Origin of the sequence: Aeromicrobium sp., from assembly GCF_037719875.1 — a bacterium.
Lineage (GTDB): Bacteria > Actinomycetota > Actinomycetes > Propionibacteriales > Nocardioidaceae > Aeromicrobium.
The window spans coordinates 1-13,640 of record NZ_JBBJMJ010000009.1 but is presented as its reverse complement, the minus strand read 5'-3'; the positions used below and the strand labels follow the sequence as shown (position 1 = coordinate 13,640).

Genomic DNA, 13,640 nt, shown 5'->3' with positions numbered 1-13,640 from the left:
CGCGAAAGTCGTGAGTGACAACTCGCCAAGAGGAGAAACAACATGGCTACAGGAACCGTCAAGTGGTTCAACGCTGACAAGGGCTTTGGATTCATCGCCCCCGACGACGGCAGCGAAGACGTTTTTGCGCACTTCAGCGCCATCGCGTCCAGCGGCTACCGCTCGCTGGATGAGAACCAGAAGGTCGAGTTCGACGTCGAGCAGGGCCAAAAGGGCCTGCAGGCGACGAACATCCGTCCCCTCTGATTGAGACACAGGCTCGCAAGAGCATGGGGACGGCTTGCCGTCCCCTCTGATTGAGATCAGCGGCAAAGGCCCGGAGAGCTTCGGCTCCCGGGCCTTTGTCATGCCCCAAACCCCTACTCCCAGCGGGTCCGGGAGCTATTCGGCGGCTTTGGGGGCCTCGCGGTATGTCGGCATCGAGCCGGATCCGACCGCCTCGAGCAGCTCGATCGCGGCGGCGGCGGCGTTGGCGCGCACGGTCTCGGGAGCACACCACCGAACCGACTTGATCTCCGCCGGTTGCAGGGTCATGCCTTCGGTGATCGAGCTCTGCACCACGCCGAGATCGAACAAGAAGATGCACGCGTCATCCCAGCCACGCCAGGCCGGCAGCCAGTTGACCGTCACGAGGTCACGGACCTCGACCGTGATGCCGAGCTCCTCCTGCAGCTCCCGGACAAGACCGATCGACGGCGCCTCGCCGACCTCGACGACGCCGCCGGGCAGGTCCCACTCCTTCTTGTACGTCAGCTCGCACAGCAGCACCCGGCCCAGCTCGTCGCGGAGCAGACCCTGACTGATGACCCGCTTGGTCGGCAGGCCGGCGTTGAGGATCGCGATGAATCCGTCTCGGCTGTACGGCTCGGGATCGTCCGCGATCCGCGCGAGCAGCGCGCGGTCGGGATCCCCGCCGGCACCGCGCAGGACGCCTTCGCGCCGCATGCCGGCGATCGACGCAGCCCGGACATCGCTGAGGCGTTCGATTGGTATCCGCGCCTCGACCCGCGTCATGCCGAGCTCCTCGAATGCGTGCGCGAGGGCCAGGCGCAGGGCCCTGGTCGCGACCGGGATGTCCGTGCCGGCGTTCCATCGGATCGAAGCGGTGCGGCCATCCTCCGCACGCAACGCGACAGTGCCGACCCGTTGACCGGCGAGCACGATCGCGAAGCCGGTGAACTCTTCGGAGCCGGAGGTTGGCTCGAGCACGAGGTCGTCATCGCGCAAGGTCTGGGTCACGGGTTCAGGTTACCGAGCACGGCTATCCGTCGGGGCGGTACGTGTGCCACGATGCAGCGTGCAGATCGACGACGTGCTGTGGATGTTGACGGCCTTGGCGGCCGTCGTGGTGCTGTTGACCAGGATGCGGCTGTCCGGCACGGAGCGGCAGCCCGGCAATGCGCAGATCTCCGGAGCAATCCTCAACGCCCACACGGTCCTGGGCGTCATCGCCCTGGCGGTGTGGAGCTACTACCTGACCTCGCCGAGTGACCGTCTCGGCTATGCGGCGCTCGGCATCTGGTGGCTCGAGGTCGTGGCGGGCGTACTGATCCTGGCGCGATGGCTGCCCGGTGGCGGCCGGCACGCGGCCGACTCGGTCAACGACAGCTGGGCGCAGGGTCCGTCACTCTCGATCCTCGGCCACGTGGGGTTGCTGTTGGGGGTCGTCTTCTTCACCTACTGCGTGTTCGCCGGCAAGGTGGTCTGACCTACTCGCCTCGATGGGTTGACCTCAACCAATGTTGAGGTTGTTCGCTGGTGTCCTGAACATTCGACACCAACGGAAGGGCGATCAATGCCTCAAGCACTCATCACCGGCGGGTCGGCGGGTCTGGGCCGCGCTCTGGCGGCCGGCCTGGCTGCGGACGACTGGGACGTGGTCATCACCGGTCGCGATCGCGACCGCGTGCACTCTGCCGCCAGCGAGCTGGGGCCACGTGTGGCGGCCGTGGCCGGAGACGTGACCGATGAGGCTCATCGGTCGGCGCTGGCCGGGAGGTTCCGCGATGGTCTCGACCTGCTCGTCAACAATGCGAGCACGCTGGGTGGTCCGCTCCGCCCCGTGTTGCACTCGAGCGACGACGGTCTTCGTCAGGTGTGGGAGACCAATGTCGTGGCACCGATGGCCCTGGTCCGCACGCTGCGACCGCTGCTTCGTCCTGGCGCGGCCATCATCGACATCTCGTCCGATGCCGCCGTCGAGCACTTTGAGACGTGGGGCGCGTATGCCGCCAGCAAGGCCGCGCTGGACCACCTCACTCTCACACTCGCTGCAGAGGACCTCGACGTGCGCTGGTGGGCGATCGACCCGGGTGACATGCGTACGCAGATGCATCAGGAGGCGTTCCCGGGTGAGGACATCACGGATCGCCCCCTGCCGGAGAGCGTCGTGCCCGCATTCCTCGCCCTGCTCGCCGGCCGGCCACCGAGCGGGCGCTACCGGGCAGCGCAGCTCGCCCCAGCATTCCCGGGAGCCTGACATGGCCACGATCGACATCGAGCCGCACACGATCTTCTCCCCGCCGGGCGGCCGGACGACCCCATCTCCGGCTGAGGCGCGAGGGTTGCGCCGCGATGACGTGCGCCTGCTCGTGGCGAACGGCCACCGGGTCTCGCACGCCAGGTTCGGTGATGTGGCTGAGCATCTCGAGCCCGGGGACCTGGTGGTCGTCAACGTGTCGCAGACCATTGCGGGAGAGCTCGATGCCGTGTTGTCGGACCGGGAGCGTGCAGGTGAGCCGGTGGTCGTGCACGTTGCGACCGATCTACGCGACGGCACGTGGGTCGTGGAGATCCGCACGTCACCGGATGCCGCACGCGCCGTCCTGCACGCCCGCGCCGGCCAGCTGCTGACCTTGGCAGGCGTAGGCGGGGCGAAAGCCTTCACCCTGCTCGACCCGTACCCGCGAGCGGCGTCATCGCCGACCGGGGTGGGCAGCCGGCTGTGGCGCGCCGCGTACTCCGGCGCGGAAGCGTTGTCAGCCGTGCTCGCTCGGGTCGGTCGGCCGATTGCGTACGGCTATCTCGACCAGCGGTATCCGATCGAGGACTACCAGACGATCTTCGGCACGACGCCCGGCAGCGCCGAGATGCCGAGCGCGGCCCGGCCGTTCACGCCCGAGGTCGTCACCCGATTGGTGTCGCGGGGGATCGCGATCGCGCCGATCGTGCTGCACACCGGTGTGTCGTCCCAGGAGGTCGGCGAAGCACCGCAGCCGGAGTGGTTCGAGGTCGCCGACTCGACCGCTCGCCTCGTCAACGCGACGCGGGCTGGGGGAGGGCGGGTCATCGCGGTCGGTACGACCGTCACCCGCGCGTTGGAATCCGCGGTGATCGGCATGCCCGGCCGCGCCGTCCTTGAGCCGGCCGCGGGCTGGACCAGCCGGGTGGTGTCCCGCGAAGCGCCCCCGCGCGTGGTCGACGGCCTCATCACGGGGTGGCACGACCCGGCGGCATCGCACCTCTTGTTGGTCGAGTCGGTCGCGGGCTCACGATTGACGCAGCAGGCGTATGACGCTGCGGTCGACGCCGGCTATCACTGGCACGAGTTCGGCGACGCGGCATTGTTGCTGCCAGCGCGGGCGGAGGCGGTGGCTGCATAACCGCAAAGACCCATTTGCAAAATAGTCTTTGCAATCATATGGTGACGTCATGGCACTCACGAGCAAGGTGGTTGAGGATCTCGACACCCTCAAGGCGGTCTCGCATCCGCTTCGCATGAAGCTTCTCGGGGCCCTGCGGGCAGCGGGCCCCTCGACGGCGTCCGAGCTGGGTCGCCAGCTGGGAGAGTCGAGCGGCTCGACGTCCTACCACCTCCGCCAGCTCGAGCGGTTCGGCTTCGTCGGCGACGCCGACGAGCAGCCGTCAGGCCGAGAGCGCCGATGGAAGTCACTGCACGACATGACGTCTTTCCCGGCCTCTCTTGCCGATCTCGATGGCGGACGGGAGTATGTCGACGCGGTCCGGCGGCGCCAGGAGGACCACCTGCGAGAGGGCCTGGCGTCCTGGACCGAGCCGCGCCGCGGGATCGGGCACAGCGACTATCTGGTGACCCTTGACCCCGAGGACCTCGAGGCGCTCGAGCAGGAGATCGAGGCTGTCATCGAACGCTATTCGAAGAGGGCCGGCTCTGAGCGGGTATCGCTGCACGTCCTCGCGCTACCGCACCCGGGATGAGCCCGCGCAGGCGCTTCTGGCTACTCGCGGCGTTGCGGTGGTTGCCCACCGGATTCACCATCCCGGTCTCGGCGCTGCTCCCGCTCGACCGCGGGCTGACGATTGTCGAAGTCGGTTCCGTCGTCGCTGTCCAAGGCGTCGTCGTGCTGTGCCTCGAGCTGCCGACCGGGAGGTTCGCGGACGCGCTGGGCCGCAAGCCGGTCTTCATCGCGTCCGCGGCCTTCGCCGTGGTGTCATACGTCGTCTATGCCTCGGCCCAGACGCCACTCGCGTTCGCGACGGCGGTGGCCCTGGCCGGTGTCTTCCGTGCGCTCGACAGCGGACCGTTGAACGCGTGGTTCGTCGATCGGGTCCACCAGGACGTGAGTGTCGTCGATCGGTCCGCCACCGTCGCGCGCGGACTCTCGGGCTACGCCACCGTCGTCGGGGCTTCGATCGCCACGGGCGCCGTCATGTCGGGGTTGCTCGTCGCGTGGGCGCCATTCGGCCGCGCGAGCTCATTGGCTCTGCCCTACTGGATCGCATCAGGGCTCGCCGGGGTGCAGATCATCGCGACTCTCGTGATGATGGACGAGGACCGAGCGACCCGGGTGGCCGGCGTCCTGTCCTCAGTTCGGGCGACTCCCGGTGTGATGATCGCGGGCATACGCCTGCTCGGGTGCTCGCGCGTGCTGCGTGCGCTCGTGGCGGTCGAGCTGTTCTGGGGGTTCGGGATGATCGCCTTCGAGACGTTCATGCCGATTCGACTCTCCGAGCTCGTCTCGGACCGTGAAGCAGCGGCCGCGCTCATGGGGCCGGTCACGGCAGCAGCCTGGGGCATCTCGGCATCTCGGCATCTCGGCACTCGGTGCATCGGCAGTCCCGTTGTTGCTGCGGCATTGGAGCCTGGTTCACATCTCGGTCGCTCTGAGGATCGTGCAGGGCGCAATGGTCGCCGGCATGGGACTGGCCGCCGGGCCGGTGGGGTTGATCGCCGGGCTGTTCGCGACCTACGCCGTGCACTCGGCCGCGGGGGCGATCTACGAGACCCTGCTGCACGAGCAGGTCGGTAGCGAGAATCGCGCGACCGTCTTGTCGCTCGCGTCCATGGCGATGCAACCCGCGGGCTCGCTCGGGGCGATCGCCCTGGGTGCGATCGCCACCGGCGCGTCGACAGCTATGGCGATCGTCGTGGGCGGAGGCGTACTCGCCCTCGCCGCGCCGCTGTTCCTCGTGAAGGAGCCGCTCAGCGCGGGGGGAGGTCGTCCCGGCGCTGGGTCCGCTGACCGTTGAGGACCAGGCTGAGGAGCACGCCGAGTGCTCCGGCCGCCATCAGGATGTAGCCGACCACGACGAGGTCGACCCCGTTGATCGAGTCCTGGATGGCGAAGGAGAGGATCGCGCCGAGAGCGAGGAGGACGATGGATCCACCGATGGTCATGGGTTCAGCCTTTTCGTCGTGGGGCAGTCGTTGCACCTTAGCGTCCGGCACCTCCCAGTCGCACCCCGCAGTGGAGGATCAGGCATCGAGATCCTGTTCGATGAGGCCGGCGATCGTGCTGAGCGTGGCCTCGTCGGCGGTCTCCACGATGACCTCTGCCCCGGCCTTGGCGCCCAGCGTCATGATCATGAGCGCCGAGCCGGCGTCGACGGGGGTGCCACCGGGGTTCGCGATCGTGACCGGCACACCGGCTTCGGCGGCGGCCTGGGCAATGAGGGCTGCCGGTCGGGCGTGAAGTCCGACGGCTGAGCCGACGACAACGTTCTTGGTGGGCACGGTGGTCCTTTCGGCCCGCACGGTCGGCGCGGACGAGGGCTGCGTGTGCGTATGTATGCACTGCGGTGGTCTGGTGCTGATCCGACCCCGTCGACCTCTGGATGTCAAGGGTCCGGGTGGAGGCGGCCGGCCCCGGGTGCTGTCCTATGCTCGACGCGATGGCGGCACCGACTGCCGACGATGCGGCTGGAGGCCACGATGGGTGAGTTCGTACGACTTGAGGTCGAGGACGGCGTGGGGACGATCCGGCTCGATCGGCCCAAGATGAACGCCCTCGACGCGCAGCTGCAGCGGGAGATCGTCGAGGTCAGCGCCGAGGCCGACCAGCGTGAAGATGTCGCCGCGGTCGTCGTCTACGGCGGCGAACGGGTCTTCGCCGCGGGTGCCGACATCAAGGAGATGTCGGCGATGACCTATCAGGAGCTCGGGCGGCACGCCCACCTCCTGCAGGAATTCACCCGGGCGCTCGCTGCGATCGGCAAGCCCACCATCTCGGCGATCACGGGCTTCGCCCTGGGCGGCGGGTGCGAGGTCGCCCTTGCGACCGATGTGCGCTTTGCCGCTGACAACGCCAAGCTCGGGCAGCCCGAGATCCTCCTCGGCATCATTCCGGGCGCCGGCGGCACGCAGCGCCTCGCCCGACTGGTCGGCCCGGCGAAGGCCAAGGAGCTGATCTACTCCGGACGGTTCGTCGATGCCCAGGAGGCGCTGGCGATCGGCCTCGTCGATCAGCTGCACCCCGCCGATGAGGTCTATGCCAGATCGGTCGAGTGGGCGGCTCAGTTCGTCGGGGGCCCGGCACTCGCACTGCGGGCCGCCAAGAGTGCCATCGACCGGGGACTCGAGGTCGACCTGCAGACCGGTCTGGACCTGGAGCGGGCGGAGTTCGCTGCCCTCTTCGCGACCGACGACCAAGCGGCCGGCATGACCTCATTCATCGACAACGGGCCCGGCAAGGCGACCTTCTCTGGAAGCTGAGAGTCAGCGGTTGGCGTGCGGACTAGGCTCGAACCATGGACTTCAGGTACCTCGGCAACAGCGGCCTCAAGATCAGCGATCATCTACGGCAACTGGCTCACGCACGGTTCGCAGGTCGAGAACGACGCGGCACTGTCATGCGTACGGGCGGCACTCGATGCGGGCATCACGACGTTCGACACGGCCGACGTCTACGCCAACACCAAGGCCGAAACCGTGCTCGGCGAGGCCCTCAAGGACGAGCGCCGCGCGTCCGTCGAGATCTTCACGAAGGTCTATTGGCCGACCGGTCCGGGCGGTCCCAACGACACCGGGTTGTCGCGCAAGCACATCCTGGAATCGATCGAGGGCTCGCTCCAACGGCTCGGAACCGACTACGTGGACCTCTATCAGGCGCATCGGTATGACTACGAGACTCCGCTCGAGGAGACCATGCAGGCGTTTGCCGATGTGGTCCGCCACGGCAAGGCGCTCTACATCGGCGTCAGCGAGTGGACCGCCGAGCAGATTCGCGCCGGGCATGAGCTCGCCCGAGATCTCGGTGTCCAGCTGATCTCCAATCAGCCCCAGTACTCCATGCTGTGGCGGGTCATCGAGGATCAGGTTGTCCCGACGTCCCGCGAGCTGGGCGTGTCGCAGATCGTGTGGTCCCCGATTGCGCAGGGCGTGCTCACCGGGAAGTACGAACCGGGTGCCGAGCCACCTCCGGGCAGCCGAGCCACCGACGAGAAGGGTGGCGCGGACATGATCAAGCGCTTCCTCAATGACGAGGTGCTGACCGCGGTGCAGAGGCTTCGACCGATCGCCGACGGACTCGACGTCACGATGGCTCAGCTCGCGATCGCCTGGGTGCTCGCCAATGACAACGTCGCCGGTGCCATCGTCGGTGCTTCGCGTCCAGAGCAGATCGAGTCCAATGCGCGGGCGTCGGGGCTCACGCTCGACGACGAGGTGCGGGGGGCGATCGACGAGGCGCTGGGCGCCATACCCGAGACGGATCCGGCAGAGACCACGTCGCCCTCCACGCGCGTCGTCTGAGGTGCTGACTCGACTCAGTGGGAGTCGGGGGTGAGCTCGACTCGCTCGAGTATGCGCATCGACCCGGTGACGGACCGCTCGACGAACTCGCCGCCGTCGATCGCCTCGCGATAGATCCTGTACGGCGCCTGGCCCCCGTCGGCGGGGTCGGGGAAGACATCGTGGATCACGAGGGCGCCACCGAGGCGCACCCATGGCGCCCACCCGTGGAAATCGTGTTGCGCGGCCTCGTCGGTGTGCCCGCCGTCGATGAACACCAGGTCGACGGGCGTGCGCCACCATCGCGATACTGCAACTGAGCGCCCGATCATCGGCACCACAACCTCCTCGAGCTCCCCGGCCACCAGGACGCGGCGCAGCGTCGGCAGGGTGTCGAACAACCCGGTCTCGGGGTCCACGAGGGACGTGTCGTGATATTCCCAGCCGACCTGGTGCTCCTCTGAGCCGCGGTGGTGGTCGATCGTGACGACGGTCGAGCCGCTCGACTGCGCGGCATGCGCCAGGTAGATCGTCGACTTGCCGCAGTAGGTGCCGATCTCGATCGAGACACCCCCCGGCCGGGCGTATGACGCCGCAGCCGCGTGGAGCGCGAGCCCTTCGTCGGGCGGCATGAAGCCCTTGACGGATGCGGCGAGCCGCGCGAGCTGATCGGGGAACGGTGTCACAAGGGGCTCGGGCACGGACATGCGTCGCTCACTTCCCATTCGCACACCGGCAGGCCGTTGCCGCGGAAGAGGCCGTTGGCAGGAGTCGTCCGCGAGATCGCATCTGCGGCCAGGATCACGGTCGCCGCCGTCCAGGTCGTACGTTCGATCGGCCAACGGACGTCGGCGTCGTAGACCAGGCCGGTCCAGTAGGACCCATCGTCCTCGCGGAGGTGCTGCATCGCGGCGAGCTGGGCGCGAGCCTCGTCCGTACGCCCGAGGGTGTCGACGGCCAGCGCGAGCTCACACGTCTCCCCTCCGGTGACCCACGGGTTGGTGGAGACGCAGCGCACGCCGAGGCCGTCGACGACGAACTCGTCCCACCGCCCGTCGATCCGCGAGGCTCCACGCTCGTGCGGCAGCGCCCCGCCGAGAAGCGGGTAGTACCAGTCCATCGAATGGGTCGGCTTGGGGTTGAAGAGCTCGGGATGCTCATCCAGCGCATGACGGACCCGCCCGGCCGCGAGCTCCCAGTCCGGACGGACGTCGCCGACCAGGTCGGCAAGGGCGATCGCGCACCTCAGGCTCAGGTGAATGCTGGCGTTGCCGGTCACGAGGGCGTCCGGCTCGACCCGGGTGGCAGACCTGGCCCACGCAATCGCGCCGTCGGCGCGCTGCATCTCGAGGACGACCTCGATGCCCCGCGCGACGGTCGGCCACATCGAGTCGACGAACGCCCGGTCACCGGTCACTTGCCAGTGATGCCACACGCCGGTGGCGATATAAGCGCAGAAGTTGGAGTCGGCGTGCGCGTCCTCGATGACGCCATCGACGTATCGGATGGCCCACGAGCCGTCGGGGCGCTGGACATCGCGCAGCCACTGGTAGGCCCGCTCTGCCTCGGGGAGGCGACCCGCTGCGCTCAGGCCCATCGCGGCCTGGACGTGGTCCCACGGGTCGGTATGGCCGTGCTCGAACCACGGGATCGCTCCGGACGGCAGCTGGGTCGCCACGATCGAGTCGGCGGTCTGCCGGATCTGGTCCGCAGTGAGGACGCCGGGAACAGACGGGATTGAGACGCCCACGTTCAGAGCGGCTTCTGGAAGTACAGTGCGACGCTCTTGCCGATCACCGGGTTGAGGGCGCGCTCGGCGAGCCGGGTCGCGGCGGGGGCCTGCATCATGTCCCACACCAGCATCTGGTGATAGGTCCGCACGAGCGGGTGCTGCTCCCGGTCGACTCCAACGGCGCACTTGATCCACCAGAAGGGCGAGTGCAGCGCGTGCGCGTGGTGCTTGTGGGTGAAGCGCATTCCGTTCGCGACGACCTTGGCCTCCAGTGCGTCGGCCTTGAAGATACGGATGTGGCCACCCTCGTTGCCGTGATATTCATCCGACAGCGCCCAACAGATGCGCTCCGGCAGCCAGCGCGGCACCGTGATTGCGAGGATTCCCCCCGGCGCGAGGATGCGCACGAGCTCTGAGATCGCCGCGTCGTCCTGCGGCACGTGCTCGAGGATCTCCGACGCCAGCACGACGTCGAAGCTCCCGTCGGCATACGGCATGTCGAGGATGTCGCCGACCCTGACGGCGGCCGAGCCGCCCGGCGGCACCTCACCCTCGAGCTCGAGAGCACCGAACATCTCGTCGACGCCCTTGAGCTCCACCTCATCCATGTCGTATGCCGTGACGTCGGCCCCGCGGCGCAGCGCCTCGTAGGAGTGGCGCCCGGCACCGGCTCCCACGTCGATGAAACGGGTGCCACGGCCGACGCGCAGCCGATCGAAGTCAACGGTCAGCATGCGTGCTCCTGCTTGTGCGGCCGCGGGCAGCGGCGATGGCTTCGGTGTATGCCTCGACGGTCGCCCGCGCGACCGATGTCCAGCTGTAGCGTTCGAGGGCCCGGGCTCGACCGGCCGCACCGAGACGGGCACGCTCCTCTGGCGACTCGATCAGGTCCTTGACCGCGGCGGCCAGCGCCTCGGAGTCGCCCGGCTCGACCAGCACGGCGCAGTCGCCGACGACTTCGGGCAGTGCTCCGGCCCGACTCGCGACGACGGGTGTGCCACACGACATCGCCTCGACGGTCGGCAGTGAGAATCCTTCATAGAGCGACGGCACGCACATGATCTCCGCCGAGGCGAGGAGTGCGGCCAGCTCCTCATCGCTGATGCCGTTGACCACGTGGACAGCGTCGGCGATGCCCAGCTGGGCGATGCGGCGCTCGGTGGCGCCGCCGGGCTCGAGGTTGGAGACGAGTCGCAGGTCGACGTCGTGCTCAGTACGCAGCTTGGCAACCGCCTCGAGCAGGTGCACGACTCCCTTCAGTGGCCGGTCGGCGCTGGCAATCGCGACGATGCGGCCCGGCACACGAGCAGATGAGGGGGAGAACAGCTCCGTGTCGACACCGAGGGGGACCACGCGCATCTGGGCGGGATCCAGGTCGAAGTCCTCGATCGAGTCGGCGGCAGAAGCGCCGGCGACGGCGAGCACGATCGGGATCCGGCGGGCGACCCTAGCCTGCATCGGGACGAAGGAATACCACCGGCGGACCGAGAGCTTGCGCTTCCAGGTCGCGGCAGCGAGGTCGACGGCCCGGTCGCGGCTGATCGGGTGGTGGACCGTTGCAGCCAGTGGGATGCCGCGCCGCACGAGTGACAAAAGGCCGTAGCCCAGGCTCTGGTTGTCATGGACCACGTCGAACTCACCCGCCCGATCGCGGATCAGCCGCGAGGCGCGCAGGCTGAACGTCAGCGGCTCGGCGAAGCACCCGGTCAAGGTGAGGGCATACTCCAGGACGTCGATCGGGCTGCGGAACTCGCTCAGTCGTGGCGTCCGGAACGGGTCGGGCTCACCGAACAGGTCGAGGCTCGGCACCCTGGTCAGGGTGACGCGCGGGTCGAGATCTTCGGGGTAGGGCTGGCCCGAAAAGACCTCGACGTCATGGCCCAGCTCGACCAGGCCGCGGCTGAGGTGGCGGACATACACGCCCTGCCCGCCACAATGCGCCTTGCTTCGGTACGACAGCATCGCGATGCGCACCTGGCCTCCTCAGTTACTCGGTGGTAGGGCTACATCATGCCGGGTTGATCGAAGTTGTGCGTCTCCGGTGGGTGCTTCACGGGGTCGGCGACCGATCGTGTGGTCCCGATGCCCGGATGCACATGACCTTTCGGGGCGACCGGTCGTTGGGGAAGAAGGGATCGAAAACGCCGGATCCCACTGATCCGACGGGGTGCTTGAAACCCGCGTGACAGACGTGGCTGATGGGGCATACTGAGCACGACGTGCCATCAGCGGTGTAGATGAGAGGGAGTCATGACCGACTCAGAGCCCAACCAGCCGATCGAGCGTCGACGGGCCGACCCCTTGCAGGTCGCCGCCGATATGTTGGCGAGCGAGGAAGCCAGTTCCGCGCCCCGTCCCGCCGCGAGCAAGGACAAGGCCGCGCCCGGTCCCGCCGCGAGCAAGGACAAGGCCGGGCCCGGTCCCGCCGCGAGCAAGGACAAGGCCGCCCCTCGTCCGCCCCTCGGCGATGCGCTGTCTCGGGCCGCGGAGAGCATCGACAACAAGGACGATTCGTCAGATGCCAGCGACGACGACAGCCCGCGTGCCCGCCGCGCCGCCGCTCGTGCTGCCCGTCAGGCCGCCGCTGACAAGCGCAAGGCCGAGCGCACGGCGGCCAAGTCGTCCGCCGCCTCCAAACGTCACGCCATGCGCCGCAGCGACTCATCGGACGGCGAGGCGCCAGCCGAGAAGACGCTCGCGGAAAAGCTCGATGCCGCCCGCGAGGCCGTCGCGACCCCGCCGGACCAGGAGTCCAAGCAGGAGTCCACCCTCACCTTTGACGCTGTCTCGGACGAGAAGCCCCCGGCGGCTGGTCAGCATGCGGCCGCGACCGCAACCGAGCGGCCGGCCCCGGTCGACGAGCCTGCAGGCCGGAGCAGGTCGGCCTTCTCCCGATTGGGCAGCGCGCCGACCGCAGCAGAACTCTCGGGTGACTCCTCCACTGGCGGTACTGAGGACGAGGCCAAAATTGCGGCTGCGCTCCAGCCCCCCGTCGTCGAGGAACGCGTGGTCGAGACGATCGAGAACGAGGCCCCGAGTCCCGAGCCGGTCAAGGAGTCCAAGCCGGTCGAAGAGACCAAGCCGGTCGAAGAGACCAAGCCGGTCGAGCAGACCAAGCCGGTCGAAGAGTCCAAGCCGGTCGAGGAATCCAGGCCGGTCGAAGAGACCAAGCAGGTTGAGGAGACCAAGCAGGTTGAGGAGCCGGTGAAGGAGTCCAAGCCGGTCGAATCGGCCAAGCCGGTCGAGGAATCCAAGCCGGTCGACAAGGCCGCGCCCGCGGCGGCCGACAAGCCGTCGACCACCTCACTCGGCGAGAATGCGCAGCCTGAACCGGCGCCCAAGCCGACTCCCGATGCCCACGCAGCGTCGGCCGACGCGGTGCCGATGACATTCGCCGAAAAGCTCGCCGCAGCAAGTGCCGCTGCCCAGCAGCGGGTCGCAGCTGCCCGGGCCGAGGCTGCCCGGCTGATGGAGGAGGCTGCGCGCGAGCGTGCCGAAGTCTCGGCGCGTCTGGTCTCCGACGAAGCAGCCCAACGTGAGATCTCAGCTGCCAAGCTCGCCGCCGCCGAGAAGGCCGCGGCCGAGCGGGTCAGCGCGGCCCAGCAGGAAGCCGACCGGGTCTCTGCAGACATCGAGCGTGAGCGCGCGGCCGCAGCGGCCAAGATCACCGAGCTGCGGAGGGCCGCCGACGAGCGGGTCGCCACAGCAAAGGCTGAGGCAGAGCGCCAAGCCCAACAGCGAATCGAGCAGGCCAATGCCGAGGCTGCTCGCCTCGCCGAGGAGGCCGAAGCGCAGGCAAAGGCCACCGCCGAACGACGTCTGGCTGAGTCGGAGAAGGCTGCCGAGGAGGCCGCCACGAAGCGTCTCGAGGCCGCCGAGCAGGATGCGCAGCGTCGTATCGAAGCTGCTCGTGCGGAGGCGGACAAGGTCGCTGAGCAGGCTGCCGCTGATCGTGAGGCTGCGTTGGCGCAGCTCGCCAAG

The 13,640-nt window shown here is 68.4% G+C and carries 15 protein-coding genes and 1 pseudogene; 9 read left to right on the top strand and 7 right to left on the bottom strand.

The genetic code is table 11. From position 1 onward, the window contains the following. Positions 1 to 42 precede the first annotated feature (42 nt). Positions 43 to 246: a cold-shock protein gene (locus tag WKF39_RS10045; protein ID WP_056605450.1), complete on the top strand. Its 204-nt coding sequence runs from the start codon at positions 43 to 45 to the stop codon at positions 244 to 246. Positions 247 to 381: 135 nt separating this feature from the next. On the opposite strand, the gene WKF39_RS10040 is transcribed toward WKF39_RS10045, so the two are convergent. Next, entirely contained in the window at positions 382 to 1,239 is an 858-nt protein-coding gene (locus tag WKF39_RS10040) for an NUDIX hydrolase (protein ID WP_340387921.1), read from the bottom strand. A gap of 58 nt (positions 1,240 to 1,297) precedes the next feature. On the opposite strand from WKF39_RS10040, the gene WKF39_RS10035 reads away from it, so the two are divergent. The 5 genes from WKF39_RS10035 to WKF39_RS10015 all read left to right on the top strand — a co-directional run bounded on the left by WKF39_RS10035 (position 1,298) and on the right by WKF39_RS10015 (position 5,228). After that, positions 1,298 to 1,708 (top strand): hypothetical protein, encoded by a 411-nt coding sequence (locus tag WKF39_RS10035; protein WP_340387919.1) that lies wholly within the window; start codon positions 1,298 to 1,300, stop codon positions 1,706 to 1,708. A gap of 87 nt (positions 1,709 to 1,795) precedes the next feature. Continuing rightward, complete coding sequence (locus WKF39_RS10030; protein WP_340387917.1) at positions 1,796 to 2,479, top strand: SDR family oxidoreductase; 684 nt, start codon at positions 1,796 to 1,798, stop codon at positions 2,477 to 2,479. A gap of 1 nt (position 2,480) precedes the next feature. Next, positions 2,481 to 3,602, top strand: a complete 1,122-nt coding sequence (locus WKF39_RS10025; protein WP_340387915.1) for an S-adenosylmethionine:tRNA ribosyltransferase-isomerase — start codon at positions 2,481 to 2,483, stop codon at positions 3,600 to 3,602. Positions 3,603 to 3,651: 49 nt separating this feature from the next. Beyond that, complete coding sequence (locus WKF39_RS10020; protein ID WP_340387913.1) at positions 3,652 to 4,176, top strand: helix-turn-helix domain-containing protein; 525 nt, start codon at positions 3,652 to 3,654, stop codon at positions 4,174 to 4,176. Then, positions 4,173 to 5,228 (top strand): MFS transporter, encoded by a 1,056-nt coding sequence (locus WKF39_RS10015; protein WP_340387911.1) that lies wholly within the window; start codon positions 4,173 to 4,175, stop codon positions 5,226 to 5,228. Before WKF39_RS10020 ends, WKF39_RS10015 begins: the two co-directional genes overlap by 4 nt. Before the next feature lie 173 nt (positions 5,229 to 5,401). Here WKF39_RS10015 and WKF39_RS10010 read toward each other — a convergent pair whose 3' ends face one another. Together WKF39_RS10010 and WKF39_RS10005 are read right to left on the bottom strand one after the other, a co-directional pair. Further along, positions 5,402 to 5,596: a DUF6458 family protein gene (locus WKF39_RS10010; RefSeq protein WP_340387910.1), complete on the bottom strand. Its 195-nt coding sequence runs from the start codon at positions 5,594 to 5,596 to the stop codon at positions 5,402 to 5,404. Positions 5,597 to 5,674: 78 nt separating this feature from the next. Then, the gene (locus tag WKF39_RS10005) at positions 5,675 to 5,932 is read right to left on the bottom strand and encodes an HPr family phosphocarrier protein (protein ID WP_340387908.1); all 258 of its coding nucleotides are present in this window, start codon (positions 5,930 to 5,932) and stop codon (positions 5,675 to 5,677) included. A gap of 198 nt (positions 5,933 to 6,130) precedes the next feature. Between WKF39_RS10005 and WKF39_RS10000 the strand changes: the two genes are divergently transcribed. Next, the gene (locus tag WKF39_RS10000) at positions 6,131 to 6,910 is read left to right on the top strand and encodes an enoyl-CoA hydratase-related protein (protein WP_340388148.1); all 780 of its coding nucleotides are present in this window, start codon (positions 6,131 to 6,133) and stop codon (positions 6,908 to 6,910) included. A 15-nt stretch (positions 6,911 to 6,925) separates the two neighbouring features. Further along, entirely contained in the window at positions 6,926 to 7,948 is a 1,023-nt protein-coding gene (locus WKF39_RS09995; RefSeq protein ID WP_340387906.1) for an aldo/keto reductase family protein, read from the top strand. Between the two features lie 14 nt (positions 7,949 to 7,962). Here the strand turns inward: WKF39_RS09995 and WKF39_RS09990 are convergent, their stop codons facing one another. The 4 genes from WKF39_RS09990 to WKF39_RS09975 are packed head-to-tail and all read right to left on the bottom strand — an operon-like array spanning position 7,963 to position 11,633. Beyond that, entirely contained in the window at positions 7,963 to 8,628 is a 666-nt protein-coding gene (locus WKF39_RS09990; protein ID WP_340387904.1) for a class I SAM-dependent methyltransferase, read from the bottom strand. Next, entirely contained in the window at positions 8,610 to 9,677 is a 1,068-nt protein-coding gene (locus WKF39_RS09985) for a prenyltransferase (protein WP_340387902.1), read from the bottom strand. The genes WKF39_RS09990 and WKF39_RS09985 overlap by 19 nt, the downstream gene beginning before the upstream one ends. Before the next feature lie 2 nt (positions 9,678 to 9,679). Further along, positions 9,680 to 10,393 (bottom strand): class I SAM-dependent methyltransferase, encoded by a 714-nt coding sequence (locus WKF39_RS09980; RefSeq protein WP_340387899.1) that lies wholly within the window; start codon positions 10,391 to 10,393, stop codon positions 9,680 to 9,682. Continuing rightward, a complete protein-coding gene (locus WKF39_RS09975; RefSeq protein ID WP_340387897.1) occupies positions 10,380 to 11,633 on the bottom strand; it encodes a glycosyltransferase family 4 protein in 1,254 nt (417 codons plus the stop codon). The genes WKF39_RS09980 and WKF39_RS09975 overlap by 14 nt, the downstream gene beginning before the upstream one ends. Positions 11,634 to 11,909: 276 nt before the next feature. Between WKF39_RS09975 and WKF39_RS09970 the strand changes: the two are divergent. Continuing rightward, positions 11,910 to 13,640, top strand: a pseudogene (locus WKF39_RS09970) (hypothetical protein); the annotation flags it as partial.

Excerpts from the sequence above, each read along its gene's own strand:
- WKF39_RS10045 (WP_056605450.1), top strand. The coding sequence starts at position 43 with ATGGCTACAGGAACCGTCAAGTGGTTCAACGCTGACAAGGGCTTTGGA.
- WKF39_RS10030 (WP_340387917.1), top strand. The coding sequence starts at position 1,796 with ATGCCTCAAGCACTCATCACCGGCGGGTCGGCGGGTCTGGGCCGCGCT.
- WKF39_RS10025 (WP_340387915.1), top strand. The coding sequence starts at position 2,481 with ATGGCCACGATCGACATCGAGCCGCACACGATCTTCTCCCCGCCGGGC.
- WKF39_RS10020 (WP_340387913.1), top strand. The coding sequence starts at position 3,652 with ATGGCACTCACGAGCAAGGTGGTTGAGGATCTCGACACCCTCAAGGCG.
- WKF39_RS10015 (WP_340387911.1), top strand. The coding sequence starts at position 4,173 with ATGAGCCCGCGCAGGCGCTTCTGGCTACTCGCGGCGTTGCGGTGGTTG.
- WKF39_RS10010 (WP_340387910.1), bottom strand. The coding sequence starts at position 5,596 with ATGACCATCGGTGGATCCATCGTCCTCCTCGCTCTCGGCGCGATCCTC.
- WKF39_RS10000 (WP_340388148.1), top strand. The coding sequence starts at position 6,131 with ATGGGTGAGTTCGTACGACTTGAGGTCGAGGACGGCGTGGGGACGATC.
- WKF39_RS09980 (WP_340387899.1), bottom strand. The coding sequence starts at position 10,393 with ATGCTGACCGTTGACTTCGATCGGCTGCGCGTCGGCCGTGGCACCCGT.